A 19,162-nucleotide genomic window follows, 5' to 3' on the forward strand; every position below is an offset into this window, starting at 1 on the left:
TTAATATATAATTTAATTATAAAATTGGTATATACCAATAGGTATATACCATAGAGGAGAAATACAATGAAATTGATAGATAAAAATTCACAGATACCTCTTTACCTTCAACTTATAGAAATAATAAAAGATATGATTAATAATAATGAATTACAAGAAGGACATTATTTAATGTCTGAAAGAGATATTTGTAAGATTCAAAATGTAAGTAGAATGACTGTCAATAAAGCTATCATTAACTTAGTTAATGAAGGAGTCTTAGAAAGACGACAAGGTAAAGGTACTTTCGTTTCATACAAAAAACAAAATTTAACTTATGAAAAAATGCAAGGTTTTACAGAAATAGCTGAGGGGAAAAAGCTTAAAGTAAAAAATAAAATATTAAAATTTAAATTAGATAAACCTAGTGATGTGATTAAGGAATACTTGCAATTAAAAGATGACTCTTCTCTTATTTTCCAAATAGAGAGAGTAAGATTTATTGATGAAGATCCTACCATACTAGAAAAAATATATATTCCAGAATATATGTGCCCAGATTTAAATAAAGAGCTTATAGATAAAATTTCCCTATATAAATTATATAGAGAAAAATATATGCATAAGACTCAAAGAGCTAAGCAAGTAATTAATCCTATTATGTTAGATAAATCTCAATCAAAACTTTTAAATGTTGATTTAAATTCTCTAGCATTAAAAATTGATAGGGTTGTATTTACTGATGAGGAAGAAGTTTTAGAGTATACAAGTTCTTTATTTATCACAGATAAACATCAATACGAAATTATACTTAACGAAGACTGATAATTTAGGGGGAATTATGAAAGCTATTATTAATGGTAAAATACTAACAGAAAATAATATAATTGAAGATAAAATACTTTTATTTGATAATAAAATCAGAGGATTTTGTGACAAAATAGAAGAAAATATAGAAATAATAGATGCTAAAGGTCTCTATGTTTCTCCTGGACTTATTGATATACATGTCCATGGCAGTTGCAATTGTGATGTTATGGATAAGTCTTTAACATCAATAAAAACTATAGGTAATGGTATTAAAACAAACGGTGTCACTTCATTTTTACCTACTACGATGACTATGTCAAAAGAAGATATATATGAAGCCCTTGATACAATAAAAAAATCTATAAATATAAAGTATGATGGTGCACAAATTCTTGGTGCTCATTTAGAAGGTCCATTTATAAATAGTAAATATAAAGGCGCCCAAAGTGATAAATTTATTCAACCACCTAATTTTCCTTTTATAGAAGAATATGTGGATGTAATCAAGATAATTTCTTATGCTCCTGAAGTTGATGATAACTTTAATTTCACAAAAGAAATAAAAGATAAAACTGATATAACCTTATCCATAGCTCATACTAATGCCACATATGAAGAGGCTAAACTAGCTATTAAGTTTGGTGCATCAAATATAACTCATTTATTTAATGCAATGACCCCTTTAAATCATAGGGAATTAGGTGTCGTTGGAGCTGCTCTTACTAGTGATGTTTACTGCGAGATAATTTGCGATAATATTCATGTTAATCCACAGTTATACCAATTTGTATTAAATAATAAAGGTAAAGACAAAGTTATCTTAATCACAGATTGCATGAGAGCTGGCTGTATGGCTGATGGAAAATATGATTTAGGTGGCCAAGATGTTTTTGTAAAAGATGGTGCAGCAAGACTTTCTACTGGTAACCTTGCTGGAAGTGTTTTAAACTTAAATAAAGCAGTTTATAATTTTATAAAAAACACAAATTTATCTATAAATGAAGCAATAAATTTAGCTTCACTAAACCCTGCTAAATCAATAAATATGGACAAAACAAAGGGTAGTTTAGATATAAACAAAGATGCTGATATAGCTTTATTTGATGATGAAATGAATTGCTATATGACTATTTCTAACGGAGAAATCATTTTTAACAATTTAGATAAATAAATATATTATAAAATTTTGGAGGGATACATTATGAGAATAATAGTTTGTGAAAACTACGAATTATTAAGTAAAAAAGCAGCACAAATAGTAGGGAGTCAAATGATTTTAGAACCAAAATCTATACTTGGTCTTGCTACTGGAAGTACTCCAGTTGGAATGTATAAAAATTTAATAAAAATGTATGAAGAAGGATTAATTGACTTCTCAAAAATTAAAACATTTAACTTAGATGAATATTATAAACTTCCTATAGATAATAACCAAAGTTATCATTACTTTATGGATGAAAATTTATTTAATCATATAAATATAAATAGAGAAAATATACATATACCAAATGGTATGTCAGATGATATAGATACAGAATGTGTTTTATATGATCAAATGATTGATGATAATGGTGGTATAGATATACAAGTTCTAGGAATAGGAAACAATGCTCATATAGGGTTTAATGAACCAACTATAAACTTTAACAAAGGAACTCATGTAGTTACTTTAGATGAGTCTACAAGAAAAGCTAATGCAAGATTTTTCAATAGTTTAGATGAGGTTCCAACAAAAGCAATTACTATGGGAACAGGTTCAATATTTAAAAGTAAAAAAATAATGCTTTTAGCTAGTGGAAAAAATAAAGCTGAAGCTATTTATAATACAGTTCATGGAAAAGTTACTCCAGAAGTTCCGTCTTCTATATTACAGTTCCATAAAGATGTAATTCTAATTCTTGATAAAGAAGCTGCTAGTCTTTTAAATAAAAATGACTATGAATTAATGAGTGAATTTGCAAAAGTAAAATAAAAAAATTCGCTTCGCTCATGTCGTCAAAATTAAGAAGCATATCGTCAACGATATATCCTCGTTACCACTTCGGATAAATCCGTTACTCAAACGAGTTACCTTCGCTACCGCTTCAGGAAAAGACCTTACTCAAAATTCGCTTAAAAAAATCAGTAGTCATCGGACTACTGATTTTTTTGTATATTTATTCATTGTAAAGAGCATTAATTGTATTGCTGTGTAATTCTTCTTTTCTAAGTCTATCACTTTGAAGGAAATGAGAATAGAAAATATCAACTATAACTAACACAGGAAACTGTGGAGATATTGCTTTTCCATTTTCTAAGTGCTCTTTAACTGCAATAAATAAAATTTCATCACAATAGGTTTTCATTTCTTCATCTTGCTTGGATGTTATCAAGACTACACTAGCCCCTCTATTTGAAGCTTCTTTTAAAGAGTTTGTTACTTCTTTAGTATTTCCACTAACACTTATTCCAATTACAACGCAATCCTCATCCATTAAAACAGAGTTCATCTTCATTATATGACTATCTGATATTGCTTCCATATTAACGCCAAGCCTCATAAGCCTTAACTTCATTTCTTGTGCCACAAGTCCTGAACTTCCTCTTCCATAAGTATAAATTCTCTTTTTATTTGAAATAAGTTCCACAACTCTTTGCATTTGCTTTTCATCTATCAATGCATAGCTTTTATTTAAAAGTTCTTGATAAGTATCTAAAACTTGTTTTGTATAACTAGCTGTTATATTAGGAGTAGTTTCTTTAAAACTTTGTTTATACACATAGGCAAATTGTCTGTATCCATCAAAACCACATTTTTTTGCAAACCTTGATATGGATGCTTCTGAAACAAATAGTGTTTTTGATAAATTTTTAGATGATATATCAACTTCTTCCATATTATATATGAAGAAATCTGCAATAGTTTTTTCTGAAGGTGTAAAGCTATCATATAATGATTCTATATGAGGTACTATACTTTTTTGATATTCCTTCATTAATACTCCCCCTTTTTCCTTTTAAATACTTTCATTATCTTTTTTTCTGCATATTTATAAAATTAAAATATGCTCCAAGCATTCCTGCTTTGTTTTCATTTACTGCAAATTCTAACCTTGTTTTATCTCCTATAAATGGTATTAAGTTTTTATCCATACTACTTCTTATTTTATCATATAAATACTCTCTTTGAGCCATTATACCACCACCAAGAACTACAACTTCTGGATTTATTATATAACAAATATTTGCTATTCCTTCTCCCAAAACTTCTGTTAATTCCTCTATAGCCTTTATACAGTCAGGGTCGCCATCTTTAGCTTTATCAAAGATATACTTTCCATTTATATCTTTCTCATCAATATTTTTCATCTCAGCTACCTTTTTAACTAATACACTACTAGCCCCTAGTTTCTGAAAAGTAGATCCCATCATGTTCATATATCCCACTTCTCCACCACTTCCAAAAGCTCCATGATAAACTTCATTGTTTATAATAATTGCTCCACCTATACCTGTTCCTATTGTCAAACATAAACTTATCTTGCTTCCCTTAGCTCCACCTGCAAAATGTTCTGCAAGAGCTGCACAGTTCACATCATTTTCAACTTCACAAGGAATATTAAATTTTTCTTCTAAAGTTGCTTTTATTTTTGTTCCTGTATAATTTGGAATTAATGATGATGCATGAATAATTTCTCCTTTTTCACAATCAACCATGCCAGCTGTAGAAATACAAATTCCATCTATTTTATAATTATCTTTATAGTTACTTACTATTTCTACCATTTTACTTAATATATTTTGTCCACCCTTTGAGGCTTCTGTATCCATTTCAGCTGTAACCACAAAATCTAATTTTTCACTTATAACTCCATATTTTATGGAAGTTCCTCCTACATCTATACATACATAATTTTTCATAAATACGATCCTTTCTATATACGAACTTAGGGAGTGCAGATAAACTAACCTACACTCCCTCCTTATACTTATTTTTCAATAATTATTTTAAATATGGCTTTTTTTATTTTTTGAGAATCTTCTATCTTTACTGCTGTTCTGTGAGCATCATTAGGATAACAAATCAAGAAATCACCTTTTTCAAGTATTACATGACCATTTTTCTCACCTTCTAAAGGTAAAAAGTCATCTTTTTCAACAAATTCTTTTTCTTCCATATTTTCTATAAAGTTCACATCTATTTGTTCTTTTCCATCTAACATAAGATGCAAATCTAAATAATTTCTATGAGCTTCCCAAAATCTATTTTCAACATCAGTAGTTTCATATTCAACTATATTTACAAATAAATTATCTCCATCTATTGTATGACTGCCTTTTTCATAATTTAACAAATCATTAGAGGCTGCATATTCAAAACATCTTTTTATATCTGATGGTAAATAGTTGTATTCATTTAAGTTTTTTATATTTCCAAATATCATAGCTACCTCCTATTATTCATAAATTACTGTGTCTCTATTTGGTACAGTATTATCATTTTTTAATTTTCTAGATACATAACTTACTGGAATTCCTACTATTAGCGATATACCTATTGTAATAATTGAGTAAGACCATATAGATACGTCTGGCATATTATATTTTACAAATATAATTGCTATTGTTGAAACTGCAAAGGCTACAAAAGCTCCAGTTGAATTAGCAACTTTAGTAAATACACCAAGTACAAATGTACCACCAAGTACTCCAAGTACTAGTCCCATAAATCCATTAAACCATTCGTAAGCTGATTTTATTTCTCCATTTGCTAATATCATAGAAACTGCTATTGCAACTATACCAACCCCTAAAGAAACATATTGAGCTATTTTAGTTTGTTGTTCAAAACTCATTTCTTTTTTACTTAAACGTTCTTGTATATCTAAAGTCCAGCTTGTTGCCACTGAGTTTAATCCAGTAGATAAAGTAGATTGAGATGCTGCATAAATTGCTGCAAGTAATATCCCTGTTATACCAACTGGTAATTGGTAAGCTATATAAGATGCAAATATTTGATCTTGTTGAGCTGTTTGAGCAAGTGCTGGATTTTGTCCATAGAACACATATAAACCAGTTCCTATTAAATAGAATACTGTAGCTATAAATATTGATAAAGCTCCGTTTGTTAACATCATTTTATTTAATTCTTTTGTATCTGTAGTTGTTGTAAAACGCTGAACTATATCTTGACTTGAGATATAAGAAGAACAAGTATTAAATCCAGCCCCCACAACTATTAAAAATACACTTGTTTTTAACATATTAGGATCAAATAAAGCCTCTTCTGCGCCTATAAATTTACCTTGTTTTAAAGTTTCAAACACTGCTCCTGCTCCACCATCAATACTAATTAATAAATAAACTAGAGCAAACGTTACTCCTACTAAAAGTACACTTCCTTGGATAAAATCTGTCCATAAAACAGATTTTAACCCTCCTGTATATGAATAAATTATTGCTATTACTCCCATTACTATTATTAATATATTCACATTTATTCCTGTTAAGTTAGCAAGTACCATTGATGGTAAATACATTATGATTGACATTCTACCTATTTGATATACTATAAACATTAATGCTCCAAGTACCCTTAAAGCCTTACTATCAAATCTTAACTCTAAATAATGATAAGCCGTATCTATTCCCAACTTACTATAAATCGGCAAGAAGAACTTTATCGTTATAGGTATAGCTATTAGCATACCTAATTGTGCAAACCATAATATCCAAGTTCCACCATAAGAGTTACCAGCTAGTGATAAAAATGAAATTGGGCTAAGTAACGTTGCGAATATTGAAACACTTGTTACCCACCAAGGAATAGTTCCATCACCTTTGAAGAACTCTTTTCCTTGCATATCTTTTTTAGAAAAATGCAGCCCTGCAAATAATACTGCTGCTAAATATACTACTAGTATAATAAAATCTATTGTGGTAAATCCCATATTATTTTCCTCCCCTAAGAGTATTTATCAATATATTTTAGGGAAAAGTATTTATTTAAATTTAGCTAATACTTTTCCTTTAACTTTGCTTTAACTATTCATTAAATAACTATCTTTATTTTACATATTTATCAAATATATTTTTAGCTTCTTCTACTTGAGCATTTGTAGTTAAAGCCATTGGCTTACGACAGTATCCTGCGTCTACACCACTTAATTTTAATAACTCTTTTAATGTTGCATATAATCCATTTGAAAGGATAGCACTTATTAAATCATTAGTTACATGTTGTATTTCTCTAGCTTCTTCTATTTTACCTTCTTTAGCTAAATCGAATATTTGTCTAGCTCTTATACCATTTACGTTGAATGTAGATCCTATAGCTCCATCTACACCAAGTACTGTAGCAGGTAACATCATTTCATCAAATCCTGCATATATTAAATGATTTGGATAAGCTTTTCTTAGTCTTTCTAATAAGTAGAAATCTGCTGCTGTGAATTTAACACCTATTATTTTTTCATTTTCAAATAATTCCCCAAATTGCTCAACACTCATATCAACTCCTGTTAAGAATGGTATAGAGTATATTATTAATCTGTTATCTACACTATCTATTATTGTGTTGTAGTAATCCTTTATTTCATTGAATGAGAATTTATAGTAGAATGGTGTAACTGCTGATATAGCATCATATCCTAATTCTGTAGCAAACTTAGCTAATTCTACTGATTCATATACATTTATAGATCCAACTTGAGCTATTAATTTTATTTCATTTTTTGCTTCGTCTTTTGCTATTTCAAATATTTGTTTCTTTTCTTCAGTTGAAAGCATAAAGTTTTCACCAGTACTTCCTCCCACATATAAACCATCAACTTTCATATTGTCTATGTTGTGTCTGATTATTTGACGTACTCCTTTTTCATTTATACTCCCATCTTCATTGTAAGAAACTAAAAGTGCACTAAATATTCCTCTCATATCTGCGTTATTCATCATAATTTTATCTCCCTTATCTATATATTTTTCTTATATTTTAATTTTTAAATTATTAACATATTATTTCAGCTCATCAATAGCATTTATAAACTTTTTAGTTATATTTTGAGGTCTTGTAATTATGGAACCAACTACCACACTATAACTACCTAATTCTAAAACTCTTTTAGCTTTTTGTGGAGTATCTATATTTCCTTCTGCAATCACCTTATTTGAAACCTTTGAAATTATTTCTCTAAGAATTTCAAAATCGTTTTCCTCAATCCTATCATTTTGACTTTGCTTTGTATATCCAACCAAAGTAGTGCCTATATAATCAAATCCAAGTTCATCTGCATGTATTGCTTCTTCTACAGTTGAACAATCTGCCATTAGCTTTTGATTTGGATATTTTGTTTTTATAGCTTCATAAAATTCATCTAAAGTAACTCCATATGGTCTTAAGTTAGATGTAGCATCTATCGCTATTATCTCTGGCTTAACTTCCATAAGTTCATCTATTTCTTTCATTGTAGGTGTTATGTACACCTCACAATTTTCATAATCTCTCTTTACTATTCCTATTATAGGAAGATCAACATTCTTTTGAATTTCTTCTATATCTTCCCTTGTATTAGCACGAATCCCAACTGCTCCGCCTTCTTTGGCAGCCTTAGCCATGCGCCCCATAATAAAAGAAGAATGTAATGGTTCATGTGGTAATGCTTGACAAGATACAATTAAATTATTTTTTAATTGTTCTAAGTTATCCTTCATACTCTTTCTCCTTCCCTAATTTCATCTTAAATACAGTATATAATTTAAAGAAAATATTTTCAATAAAATTCGTTTTTTAGAAAGTACTTTCATTAAAAAATATATTATTATGCTGAATCATTATATTTTTACACTTATTTATCTTATTTTATATAAATAAATGTATTTTCTTGCAGTAAAAAATTCGCTTCGCTTGAGCGACGTGTCGGCGAAACACTTTAAGCCATTGAGTGAGCGCTCCACTTCATATCACCAACGGCTTCGCCCGTTGCTCAAATAACAAAGTTGGAAATTATACGTTATCAACATAACAAATAACATATAATTTCCTTATAAAGTAAAAAGAAACCTACTCTGAGTAGATTCCTTTTTACTTTATATTTAATAAATTACTTTGTATCTAGTCTTTCGTATAAGTCAACAAATTCTCCTGCTAGTTGTTGGAATGTCATACTTGTCATTAAGTGATCTTGAGAATGAACTAACATTACACTCATATTAGTTTTTTCTCCACTAGCTTCTTTTTGAATTAATTCTGTTTGGAATTTGTGAGCTTTTACCATAACTGCCTTAGATTCTTCAAGTTTTTTTCTTGCTATATCTATATTCCCTTTTTTTGCTTCATCTATTGCTTCAAAAGCTAAACCTTTAGCATCTCCCGCAAACCCTATAATACCAAAAGTTATTTCAATCATTTTTTCATCCATATTATCTCCACCTACAGTTCCCTATAATTTGTTAGTAAAAAATTATCTTGTATAAAATCTTTTGTGTCCTTAGAAGTTAATATTTTATGCTCATTAATTCTAGCCATAGAATATGATGTTGTTTTCATTAGAAAATCATCAACATAAGCGGGATGACACATTATATCAGCTATTTCGTATGATTTAAGATGATCAATTTTTTTCATAAAATAATCATAACTTACATTTTCACCATAAAAAGTATCTATTAAAGGTATAATTTTAGAATAATTAAAATCATACTCAAATCCACCTCTTATTGGTAAATCATATTTTTCCAAAATTCTTTCTATAACTGGTCTTAGTTTTTCTAAAGTATGAACATGATGATGACTATCCAAATGAGTTATATCTGTTTTAGTTCTAACCTTTTCAATTTGAGCACAAAACTCCTCATATATTTCATCTAAATCCATATTTTCAATTACTTCATTAGTTATTCTTCTTATAAAATAATCATTTTCATCTACCATAGTCTTTAAATTTGAAAGTACTGGCTTATAGCAACTCATTGTCATGTGAACACCACAACCTAAATTTTCATTTTCTTTTAAAAGTTCCATGGCATGTTCAAACCATGGCATATTTGCCATAGTACTAGTAGATCTAACTACACCAGATTTATATGCTGAAATTATACCATAATTTACGCCCTCAGATAAACCAAAATCATCTGCATTTATTATAAGTTTAGTCATTTTATCACCTACTTATTAAATTGTGGTAGATATTCTTTGTGAGCTTCCATCATTTCATCCAATACTACTTTTGCAATATCATCAGAAGGTATTAGTGGATTTATACAAAGAGCCAGTAATGCAGTTTCGTAATCCCCAGTTACAGCTGCTTTTGCTGCCAGAGATTCAAAGCTCTTAATTTGGCTTACTAATCCATCAGTACATTCAGGAAGGTATCCTATTGAAAGTGGTTTTGGACCTTGGGAAGTTATTATACTACTTACTTCTACAGCTTGATTATCTTTAAAGTTTCTTATGGCACCATTATTTAAAGTATTTACTACTTGAATATCTTGTTTATCATTATATATTGAACTTATTAAATTGCATGCTGCATCACTATAGTATGCTCCACCTCTTTTTTCTAATTGTGGTGGTTTAATATCTAAGTTCTCATCTTTATAAAGTTCAAATAGCTGTTCTTCTAGTTCTTTAACTACCTGTCCCCTAGCTTTTCCTTTTTTAAATTCTTCTAATTCTTCCAGTAACATTTCTTTAGTCTTATAATAATATCTATGATATGGACAAGGTATTGCCCCCAAAGCTCTTACAAACTCTGGATTAAAATCGATAGCTTTTATATTTTCCATACTAATTTTTGTAGTTATAAATCTTTCAATTGCTTCCTTTGTTACGTCTTTTCCATCTAAGCAAACTTTTAATCCATATACCATATGATTAAGTCCACCAAATTCCATATAAATTCTATCTGATTCTACTTCAAATAATTTGGCTACATCATTTTTTAAATGTATTGGTACATTACAAAGACCTATATATTTTTTAAAGTTTGTATATTTAAATACTGCTTCACTTATTATCCCCGTTGGATTAGTAAAATTAATTAACCATGCATTTGGACATAATTCTTCTATATCTTTTATTATATCAAACACTACTGGTACTGTACGAAGAGCTTTGAACAGCCCTCCTGCCCCATTTGTTTCTTGACCTATTAATCCATGAGATAGTGGTATGCTTTCATCTTTTATTCTAGCATCAAGTAAACCTACTCTAAGTTGTGTAGTTACAAAGTCAGCATCTTTTAGAGCCTCTCTTCTATCTAGCGTAAGATGTATCTCCATATCTATATTAGCTTTTTTAACCATTCTTTTAGCTAGACTACCTACTATTTCTAATTTTTCTTTTCCTTCTTCTATATCAACCAGCCATAACTCTTTCACTGACAATTCATCATGTCTTTTAATAAAACCTTCTATTAACTCCGGAGTATAACTTGAGCCCCCTCCGATTGTCACTACCTTTAGACAGTTTTTCATGTCATACACCATCCCATCTAAATATCTATATGTTTAGATATCTTACAGATTTTTCAATTTATATTTTACTTATTTAAATTATTCTTTAACTATACATTTTCTTGCATCTTTTTATTTAGTGATCTCTTATCTGCCATAACAAATGGTAAATAAATAAGAACAGATAATACTATATTAACTAGTGCTAATATTCCACCTTTTAAACTTCCAGTAGCCATTACAGCACTAAATATTGGTGGAGTTATCCATGGTATTTTAGCCATTATTACTGGTGGTACCATTCCCGAAGAAATTGCTAAATATGCTACTACTGTACATACAATTGGTGCTAATACGAAAGGTATCATATACATTGGGTTTAGCACTATTGGCATTCCAAATATCATTGGCTCATTTATATTGAAACATGCTGGTGCTGTTCCTAAAGCTATCATATCTTTACGATGTTTTCCTGCTAAGAATAATGCAATTACTAACCCTATTATCATTCCTGATCCACCTAGATAAACAAAGGCATCTAAGAATGCTCCTGCAAATACATGGTATCCTTCAGTAGCACCTGCTGCTAGTAACTCAGCATTTTTTCCACCAAGGTCCATTAATATAGGTTCAACAACTGGTAATGCTATGTTTGCGCCATGTAAACCAAATATCCATAATACGTGAACAAATATTGCAACGAATATTGCTCCACCTAGAGAATCTGCAACACCTGTTAAAGGCTTAGATAAATAAGTTTGTAATAAATCATTTATAAATTTACCGTCTGAAAGAGTAGATATTAAAACTCCGATTATTGCCATTATAGTCATTGCAATTAAACTTGGTAATAATTTTGCGAATGATCTTGAAACTGCTGGTGGTACACTATCTGGCATTTTAATAGTTAACCAAGATACATTTGATAATTTAATATATATTTCAGTAGTTACTAAGGCAACTATCATAGCTGTAAATAATCCATTTGTAGAAACATAAGTCCAAGGAATGAACCCCCATCCAACTATTGCTTCAGTTGCACCTTCTGGTACTATTAATGCTGTTTGTGGACTTAATATTAGGAATGAACATAACGATATCATACCTGCTTGCAAACCATTTCCATCATAAGATTTTGCAAGAGAATATGCAACTGACACTGCTAAGAATAAAGACATCAGTGCTATAGATCCCCACCATAGGTTTCCACCTACAGCTCCTATATGTCCCCCTATCGTAGTACCTGTTATAAATTTTTGATAAGGTTCAAAAGGCAAGTTTTTAGCAAGGTTTCCAAATGCTCCTATCATTGCTATTGATATAATTCCAACAAAACCATCTCTTATTGCTACTAAGTGCCTTTGTGCTCCAAACTTTGCTGCAACAGGAACTAAATAACGCTCCATAAAAGCCATAAATTTTTCCATAACTTTTACCCCCTAATTATAATTTTTATTTTGAGTTTATTAATTCTATTGCTCTGTCTAATACAGCTTTTCCATTACATGTTCCGTAATGCATCATGTTTATTACTTCAACTGGAACATTATAAGATTTAGCTATTTCTGTAGCCTTGTTTAACATAAATCTTACTTGTGGTCCAAGTAAAATCACATCTGCATCTTGAACCTCTTTATCAATATTTGCTTCAGATATTGCCCATATTTTTGCTTCAATACCTGAACCTTTTGCTGCTGCTTCCATTTTTGTTACTAACAAACTTGTTGACATACCTGCTGAACAAGCTAACATTATTTTTATCATTTTATAATCCCTCCATAAAATATTAATCTTTATTAAAATTTTTTGTAATTTAGATTTGTATATTCAATCTTTTATTTATAGTGCTTAATAGAATATATAAATAAACAAAATGTCTATACATTCGTTCTATTAATTTAATTATATAACGAATGTATAGACATTTCAAGAAAACATTTTCATTTTTATTATAAAGTTTTTATTTTTTATTTTTTTTATTGTTTTGTAACAGCACTTAAAGTTAAAGTATATCCATAATGGTAAGTATGAGAATATTCAAATACCTCACTATTGTCAAATCTACTCACCTGTTTTATATATAAAATTGGCTCTTTCTTATTCAAGTCTAATTGTTCTTCCAGTTCTTTTGTCGATATTATGGCTTCAACTTCTCTTTCTGCAATAGCTATTTTATAACCACAATCTTCTTCTATATATTTATATAATGAATCTTCACAATCTTTCTTTGTTAAGTTTGGAAAAAGCTTTACTGGCATATATGTGACCATATAAGATACCTTCTTTTTGTCTGCCAATCTAACTCTACATATTTCCCATACATTTTCTCCCAAGCTTAAATTAAGGTTTTTTGCCAACTCTTCGTCTGCTTCAATAACTTTTAAGTCAATTAATATATTAGATACTTCCTTATTTTTACTTTTCATTTCTTTTGTAAATCCACTTATCGAAGATATATTATCATAAATATTTCCACCTAGTACGATACTACCTATACCTCTTCTTCTCGTAATATATCCTTCCTTGACCAAATTACTCAGAGCTGATCTTACAGTCATTCTAGTTACATTAAATTCTTCACATAATTGATTTTCAGAGGGTATTAAGTCCCCTTGACTTAATTTTCCTGAGTCAATTAAATTCTTCACATACTCTTCAATTATTTTGTACATTGGTTGCCCCATATTTTCCACTCCTTTAATAATTGGTTTTATAATAATTTATCTTTGAGTAGTTTATTCTTATAAGATAATTACCCATAATGATATACAATCAAAACAAATATATATACATATACATTACATTAAGCTAAATTTTAAATCAAGTAAATAATTTGTAAATTTTTTGCACTAAATAATTAGCATAAAAATAAAAAATTGACTTTGCCTGATTCCTTCGTTAACACTTTAGGCAAGTCAGCTGCTCAAAAACTATTTTTTTGCATCTTAATATTTATTGATATTACTTAGGTTCAAGAATTTTCCATAGATTTTAGAGCAATATAATTTCCTTATATGTAAAAAACACCTTATAAAAGGTGTTTTTTAACTTTAATTTTAAATAATATATTTATTAAATAGTTTTATTGTAATAATAAACTTACTTTGCTTTATCTAATGGCTTTTTAAGAATTGCAAGTAAGATTGCACCTACTACTGAACCAACTACTAATGCCACAAGATACATTGGAAAATTAATTATAGTTGGAAGTACAAATATTCCTCCATGAGGAGCTCTAAGTCCACATCCAAATGCCATGGATAATGCTCCTGCTATTCCTGAACCAACTACACAAGCTGGTATAACATGAAGTGGATCTGCTGCTGCAAATGGAATTGCTCCTTCTGTTATAAATGATAATCCCATTACATAGTTTACAATTCCCGACTTTCTTTCACTCTCACTAAATCTATTTTTGAAGAAAGTAGTAGCTAGTGCTATTGCAAGAGGAGGCACCATACCACCTATCATAACTGCTGCCATTATGGCAAATTGTTCTAGCCCTGCATTTACTACTGTAAGTTGTGCTGTACCAAATACATATGCTGCTTTGTTGAAAGGTCCACCCATATCTATTGCCATCATTGCTCCAAGTATTGTTCCAAGTAATATTTTACTAGTTCCACTCATTGAAGCCAAGAAATTGTTAAGTGCTGTATTTACAGACCCTACAATTGGATTTACACTTATCATTATTAATCCAATTAAAAGTATTCCAAACACAGGGAATAATAAAACTGGTTTTATTCCTTCTAAAGCATCTGGTAAATAAGAGAATAATTTTTTAAGTAATAATACTAAATATCCACCAACAAAACCTGCAAGTAAAGCACCTAAAAATCCTGCACTTATAGCAGTTTTTGCATCATAGTTCATAAGGTTTCCAAAAGTATATCCTGCACTTGCTATAATACCACCAACAAAACCAACTGCAAGACCTGGTCTATCAGCTATACTCATTGCAATGTATCCTGCAAGAACTGGCAACATAAATCCAAAAGCTTGCCCACCTATTGTTTTAAAGAAGGCTGCAAGAGGTGTATTCATACCAAAGTTTGCTGGGTTTATTGTGTAGTCATCAAATAAGAAAGCTAGTGCTATAAGTATTCCTCCACCAACAACAAATGGTAACATGTGAGATACACCATTCATTAGATGTTTGTAAAATTGTCTTCCTATGCTTTCTTTTTCATTTGATGAATCTTGTGTATCACTTTCTTTTAGTCCATGAAAAATTGGTGCGTCACCTTTAACAGCTTTATCTATAAGTTCATCTGCTTTATGTATACCATCAGCAACTTTTGTTATTATAACTTTCTTACCGTTAAATCTATTCATTTCCACATTCTTATCAGCTGCTACAATTATACATGTTGCATTTTCAATTTCTTCTTTTGTTAATACATTTTTAACACCGGCTGAACCATTAGTTTCAACTTTTATGCTAACTCCTTTGTTTGTAGCTTTTTGACTTAAGCTTTCTGCTGCCATAAAAGTATGAGCTATTCCTGTTGGACAAGCTGTAACAGCAAGAATTGTAGGTAATTTAGATTTCTTGTCTTCTACAACTACTTCCTTTACTTCTTCTTCTGGGAACTTTTCTTTTTCTTTTGCATTTATTAAATTTAAAAATTCATCCACAGAAGATGCATTTATTAAGTCATTTCTAAAGCTTTCATCCATTAATATGGTAGATAGTCTTGATAAAACTTCTAGATGAGTATCGTTGGCTCCATCTGGTGCAGCTATCATAAAGAATAAATAAGACAAAGTATCGTCAAAGGCCTCGTAGTCTATACCTTTCTTAGATATACCAGCTGCTAAACAAGCATCTTTTACTGATTTATTTTTCGCATGGGGTATTGCCACGCCTTCTCCTATAGCAGTAGTACTTAGCTCTTCACGAGCAAGTATTGCTTCTTTATATTCATCACTATCATTTAAATTTCCACTATTATCAACTAAGTCAACTAATTCATCTATTACGTTTAATTTATCTTTTGATACTAAATTAAGTTTTACTGAATCTTTACTAATTAAATCTATTATTCTCATTTTTTATCTCCTTTCAACTTCTATTTCTTGTATTAATTTATCTATAAATTCTTTTGTTGCTAAATCTGATGAAAATGCTGTTGCACTTCCACTTGCAGCACCCAGCTTTAAAGCTTCTTCATATGAATTGCTATTTATATAACCAGATATAAACCCTGCCACCATGGAATCTCCTGCACCTACAGAGTTAATTACACTTCCTTTTGGTACATTACTTATTAATACTTCATTATTTTCTGTAATAAGGAGTGCTCCATCTTTACCCATAGATACCAGCACATTTCTAGCTCCCATTTTCTGAAGTTCTCTCCCATAGACTGCTATCTCTTCCACATTTTCTAGTCTTACATTGAAAATTTCTTCTAATTCATGATTATTTGGTTTTATTAAAAATGGATTATATTTTAATACATTTAAAAGTAAATTTTTAGTTGCATCCACCACAATCTTTACATTATTTCCTTTTACATGTTCCATAATTTTTTCATACAAGTCTTCTTTTAAAGTTGATGGTATACTTCCAGCAAGAACTAAAATATCGCCTTCTTTTAGTTCACTTAGTTTATCAAATAATTCCCCCAACTTTTCGTCACTTATATGTGGTCCTCCACCATTTATTTCAGTTTCTTCATCACTCTTTATTTTTACATTTATTCTAGTAAATCCATTATCCAGCTTTATAAAGTCTGACTTAACATTTAAATCAGCTAAAGAGTTTATTATAAAGTCACCTGTAAAATTACTTACAAATCCAGTAGCTACATTATCATGTCCTAAGGTTTTTAATATTCTTGAAACATTTATTCCTTTTCCTCCTGGATATACATGCTCATCATTTACTCTATTTACCTTGCCTGTGCTTAGATGCTCAAGGTTTATAACATAATCTATAGATGGATTTAATGTTACAGTATATATCACTTTAGCTCCTCCTTAATTTTTCCTGTATATTATTTTGCTCATTAATTACTTTTGTATCCTATGACTATAATAAATGAAAACGATTTTTCTAAAAAGACAAAAAATTTCTCTTAATTAAAAGAGAAATTTATCTTTGTCTGTTTTTATATTTAAAACAGTTTTATGAACTTTTCATAGGATTTGTTTTCACAAATATTTACTACTTTTGATGTTGTATCTAATTTATTATAAATACTTGAAAATACTTGTTCATAGTCAAGTATTTTCTCGTTATTTAATGCTAACATTATGACAAGTCTAACTTTTCCATACTCCCAGTCTATAGGTTCTTTCAAAATACCCACAACTATTTTATTTTCTTTTATATTACCTTTTGCACCATGAGGCATTGACACCATATTTCCTATTTCTGTTGTGGCAATTTCCTCTCTTTCAAAATATGATGCTTTCATTTCTTCATCAATTATGTCATTTTTTAATAATGCATCACTCATAAAGTTTAAAACTTCGTCTTTGTTTTTGAAGTCTAAGTCTGTAAAATATAAATCTCTATCAAAGAAATCTTTCACATTAACATCTTCATAAACATATCCCGTATCCATAAACTTTTCTATTATTTTAATTTCTTTTTCAGTTAAAAATGGCGATACATTAATAACAGGCATTTTGTCATACTCCAAAGGCATAGTTGATATTAAGAAATCCACACTTGCGGAATCTATATAGTCAATTAAATAAGACGGAATAATTTTTACTATTTCTATCCTATCTTTAAATAGTTGCTGTAACTTGGTATTTATTAGCATGGAAGTACCTGCTCCAGATGCACAAACAATAATAACCTTAAATACTTTTCTTTTTTTGTTACTTGAGTATCTCTCCACTGCTCCTCCCACATGAACAGCAATATTGGACACTTCATCTTCACCAATTTTCAAACCTAGCTCATTTTCTATTGTTTTTTTAGCTATTTTGGCAAGTTCATAAGCATAAGGATATTTAATTTTCACATCATCATTTACCACATTATAGTTACAAATTCCCAGCTTATCTTTTTTAATTAAATTATTTATATGATTATATAAACATTCCATAAAGAACTCATCTTTACTAATATCTATGGCTGTGGCCAACTTCAAATTTTTACAAAATAAAGCAATTGCCTTAGTTATCTTTTCTTTATTTACATTATCATTCATTATGGATTCACGCTTAACTTTATAACTTTTTATATAACTTTCAATAAAATTTTCATAATTATAGTAATTGCTTCGACTTAGCTTAATAAAAATTGTACTACATAAATTTTTAAATTCTATATCACTTAAAATTAAATCTTCATTGTTTAAATATTTTAATATTTCATTTTTCAAGTTAAAAACTTTATTGCTAACATATTCACTTAAAAAATCTTGTAATACTAATTCATTATCTTTTCTAGAACATAAATCTATTATACCCCTTACAATTTCTTCTTCATTGGCATCTACACCTATACCATGTTTATGTTTAGATACAATATTTATATTATACCTACTTAAAATTTCTTTTACTTCTTTTAGATCATTTTTTACAGAAGAAACACTTATAAACATGGCATCTGCTAACTCTTCCAACTTGATACTTTTTTCTTCTTGTAAGTTTAAATTAAGCATTGTTTTAATTATAAACTCAATTCTATCTATGTTCCCTATATGATTATTGCTACATTCATTTATATCAATTTTTCCTTCTAGTTTGTAACCTACTCCCCTAATAGAAACTATTTTTGTATCCTTTAATTGTTTATTAATATCTTTAATTTCACTTTGGATAGTTTTTGTAGAACAGCCAACTTCCTCGCTTAAAGCTAAACTACTTACAGGATGATTTAATTTTTTCAATATTTCTATTATTGCCAAGGCCCTTGTACTTAAATTATTCATACTCATTCCTCTTTTGCTCATATCTTATATAGATTAGATCG

Annotated in this window: 18 protein-coding genes; 3 read left to right on the top strand and 15 right to left on the bottom strand. The window is 29.4% G+C overall.

The window, feature by feature from the left end:
• The first annotated feature begins 66 nt into the window (after positions 1-66).
• The 3 genes from NSA58_RS05040 to nagB are packed head-to-tail and all read left to right on the top strand — an operon-like array spanning position 67 to position 2,761.
• Complete coding sequence (locus NSA58_RS05040) at positions 67-804, top strand: GntR family transcriptional regulator (protein ID WP_039678602.1); 738 nt, start codon at positions 67-69, stop codon at positions 802-804.
• Between the two features lie 16 nt (positions 805-820).
• Positions 821-1,960 carry an N-acetylglucosamine-6-phosphate deacetylase gene (gene nagA, locus NSA58_RS05045; protein ID WP_039678603.1) on the top strand — a complete coding sequence of 380 codons (1,140 nt, stop codon included), beginning with the start codon at positions 821-823 and terminating at the stop codon, positions 1,958-1,960.
• Positions 1,961-1,990: 30 nt separating this feature from the next.
• Positions 1,991-2,761, top strand: coding sequence for a glucosamine-6-phosphate deaminase (nagB, locus tag NSA58_RS05050; protein ID WP_039678604.1), 771 nt, complete (start codon positions 1,991-1,993; stop codon positions 2,759-2,761).
• Between the two features lie 184 nt (positions 2,762-2,945).
• On the opposite strand, the gene NSA58_RS05055 is transcribed toward nagB, so the two are convergent.
• The 15 genes from NSA58_RS05055 to NSA58_RS05125 all read right to left on the bottom strand — a co-directional run bounded on the left by NSA58_RS05055 (position 2,946) and on the right by NSA58_RS05125 (position 19,121).
• Positions 2,946-3,764, bottom strand: a complete 819-nt coding sequence (locus tag NSA58_RS05055; protein WP_039678605.1) for a MurR/RpiR family transcriptional regulator — start codon at positions 3,762-3,764, stop codon at positions 2,946-2,948.
• A 34-nt stretch (positions 3,765-3,798) separates the two neighbouring features.
• Positions 3,799-4,689, bottom strand: a complete 891-nt coding sequence (locus NSA58_RS05060; protein ID WP_039678606.1) for an ROK family protein — start codon at positions 4,687-4,689, stop codon at positions 3,799-3,801.
• A 68-nt stretch (positions 4,690-4,757) separates the two neighbouring features.
• On the bottom strand, positions 4,758-5,213 hold the full coding sequence (locus tag NSA58_RS05065) for a YhcH/YjgK/YiaL family protein (RefSeq protein WP_039678607.1): 456 nt from the start codon (positions 5,211-5,213) through the stop codon (positions 4,758-4,760).
• A 12-nt stretch (positions 5,214-5,225) separates the two neighbouring features.
• Positions 5,226-6,719, bottom strand: coding sequence for a sodium:solute symporter (locus tag NSA58_RS05070; protein WP_039678608.1), 1,494 nt, complete (start codon positions 6,717-6,719; stop codon positions 5,226-5,228).
• Between the two features lie 115 nt (positions 6,720-6,834).
• Positions 6,835-7,719: an N-acetylneuraminate lyase gene (locus NSA58_RS05075; protein WP_257560220.1), complete on the bottom strand. Its 885-nt coding sequence runs from the start codon at positions 7,717-7,719 to the stop codon at positions 6,835-6,837.
• A gap of 63 nt (positions 7,720-7,782) precedes the next feature.
• Positions 7,783-8,478, bottom strand: coding sequence for an N-acetylmannosamine-6-phosphate 2-epimerase (locus NSA58_RS05080; RefSeq protein WP_039678609.1), 696 nt, complete (start codon positions 8,476-8,478; stop codon positions 7,783-7,785).
• Positions 8,479-8,867: 389 nt separating this feature from the next.
• Positions 8,868-9,185 carry a PTS lactose/cellobiose transporter subunit IIA gene (locus tag NSA58_RS05085; RefSeq protein ID WP_039678610.1) on the bottom strand — a complete coding sequence of 106 codons (318 nt, stop codon included), beginning with the start codon at positions 9,183-9,185 and terminating at the stop codon, positions 8,868-8,870.
• An 11-nt stretch (positions 9,186-9,196) separates the two neighbouring features.
• Positions 9,197-9,922: a chitin disaccharide deacetylase gene (gene chbG, locus NSA58_RS05090; RefSeq protein WP_039678611.1), complete on the bottom strand. Its 726-nt coding sequence runs from the start codon at positions 9,920-9,922 to the stop codon at positions 9,197-9,199.
• Positions 9,923-9,930: 8 nt separating this feature from the next.
• Positions 9,931-11,241: a 6-phospho-beta-glucosidase gene (locus NSA58_RS05095; RefSeq protein ID WP_039678612.1), complete on the bottom strand. Its 1,311-nt coding sequence runs from the start codon at positions 11,239-11,241 to the stop codon at positions 9,931-9,933.
• Between the two features lie 89 nt (positions 11,242-11,330).
• Positions 11,331-12,647: a PTS sugar transporter subunit IIC gene (locus NSA58_RS05100; protein ID WP_039678613.1), complete on the bottom strand. Its 1,317-nt coding sequence runs from the start codon at positions 12,645-12,647 to the stop codon at positions 11,331-11,333.
• A gap of 25 nt (positions 12,648-12,672) precedes the next feature.
• The gene (locus tag NSA58_RS05105) at positions 12,673-12,984 is read right to left on the bottom strand and encodes a PTS sugar transporter subunit IIB (protein WP_139045110.1); all 312 of its coding nucleotides are present in this window, start codon (positions 12,982-12,984) and stop codon (positions 12,673-12,675) included.
• A 212-nt stretch (positions 12,985-13,196) separates the two neighbouring features.
• On the bottom strand, positions 13,197-13,904 hold the full coding sequence (locus NSA58_RS05110) for a GntR family transcriptional regulator (RefSeq protein WP_039678614.1): 708 nt from the start codon (positions 13,902-13,904) through the stop codon (positions 13,197-13,199).
• A gap of 415 nt (positions 13,905-14,319) precedes the next feature.
• A complete protein-coding gene (locus NSA58_RS05115; RefSeq protein ID WP_257560219.1) occupies positions 14,320-16,275 on the bottom strand; it encodes a PTS fructose transporter subunit IIABC in 1,956 nt (651 codons plus the stop codon).
• Positions 16,276-16,278: 3 nt separating this feature from the next.
• A complete protein-coding gene (gene pfkB / locus NSA58_RS05120; RefSeq protein WP_039678616.1) occupies positions 16,279-17,196 on the bottom strand; it encodes a 1-phosphofructokinase in 918 nt (305 codons plus the stop codon).
• A 149-nt stretch (positions 17,197-17,345) separates the two neighbouring features.
• On the bottom strand, positions 17,346-19,121 hold the full coding sequence (locus NSA58_RS05125) for a BglG family transcription antiterminator (RefSeq protein ID WP_079764881.1): 1,776 nt from the start codon (positions 19,119-19,121) through the stop codon (positions 17,346-17,348).
• Positions 19,122-19,162 lie beyond the last annotated feature (41 nt).

It is taken from the genome of Terrisporobacter muris (assembly GCF_024621905.1).
GTDB classification, from domain to species: Bacteria; Bacillota; Clostridia; order Peptostreptococcales; family Peptostreptococcaceae; genus Terrisporobacter; species Terrisporobacter muris.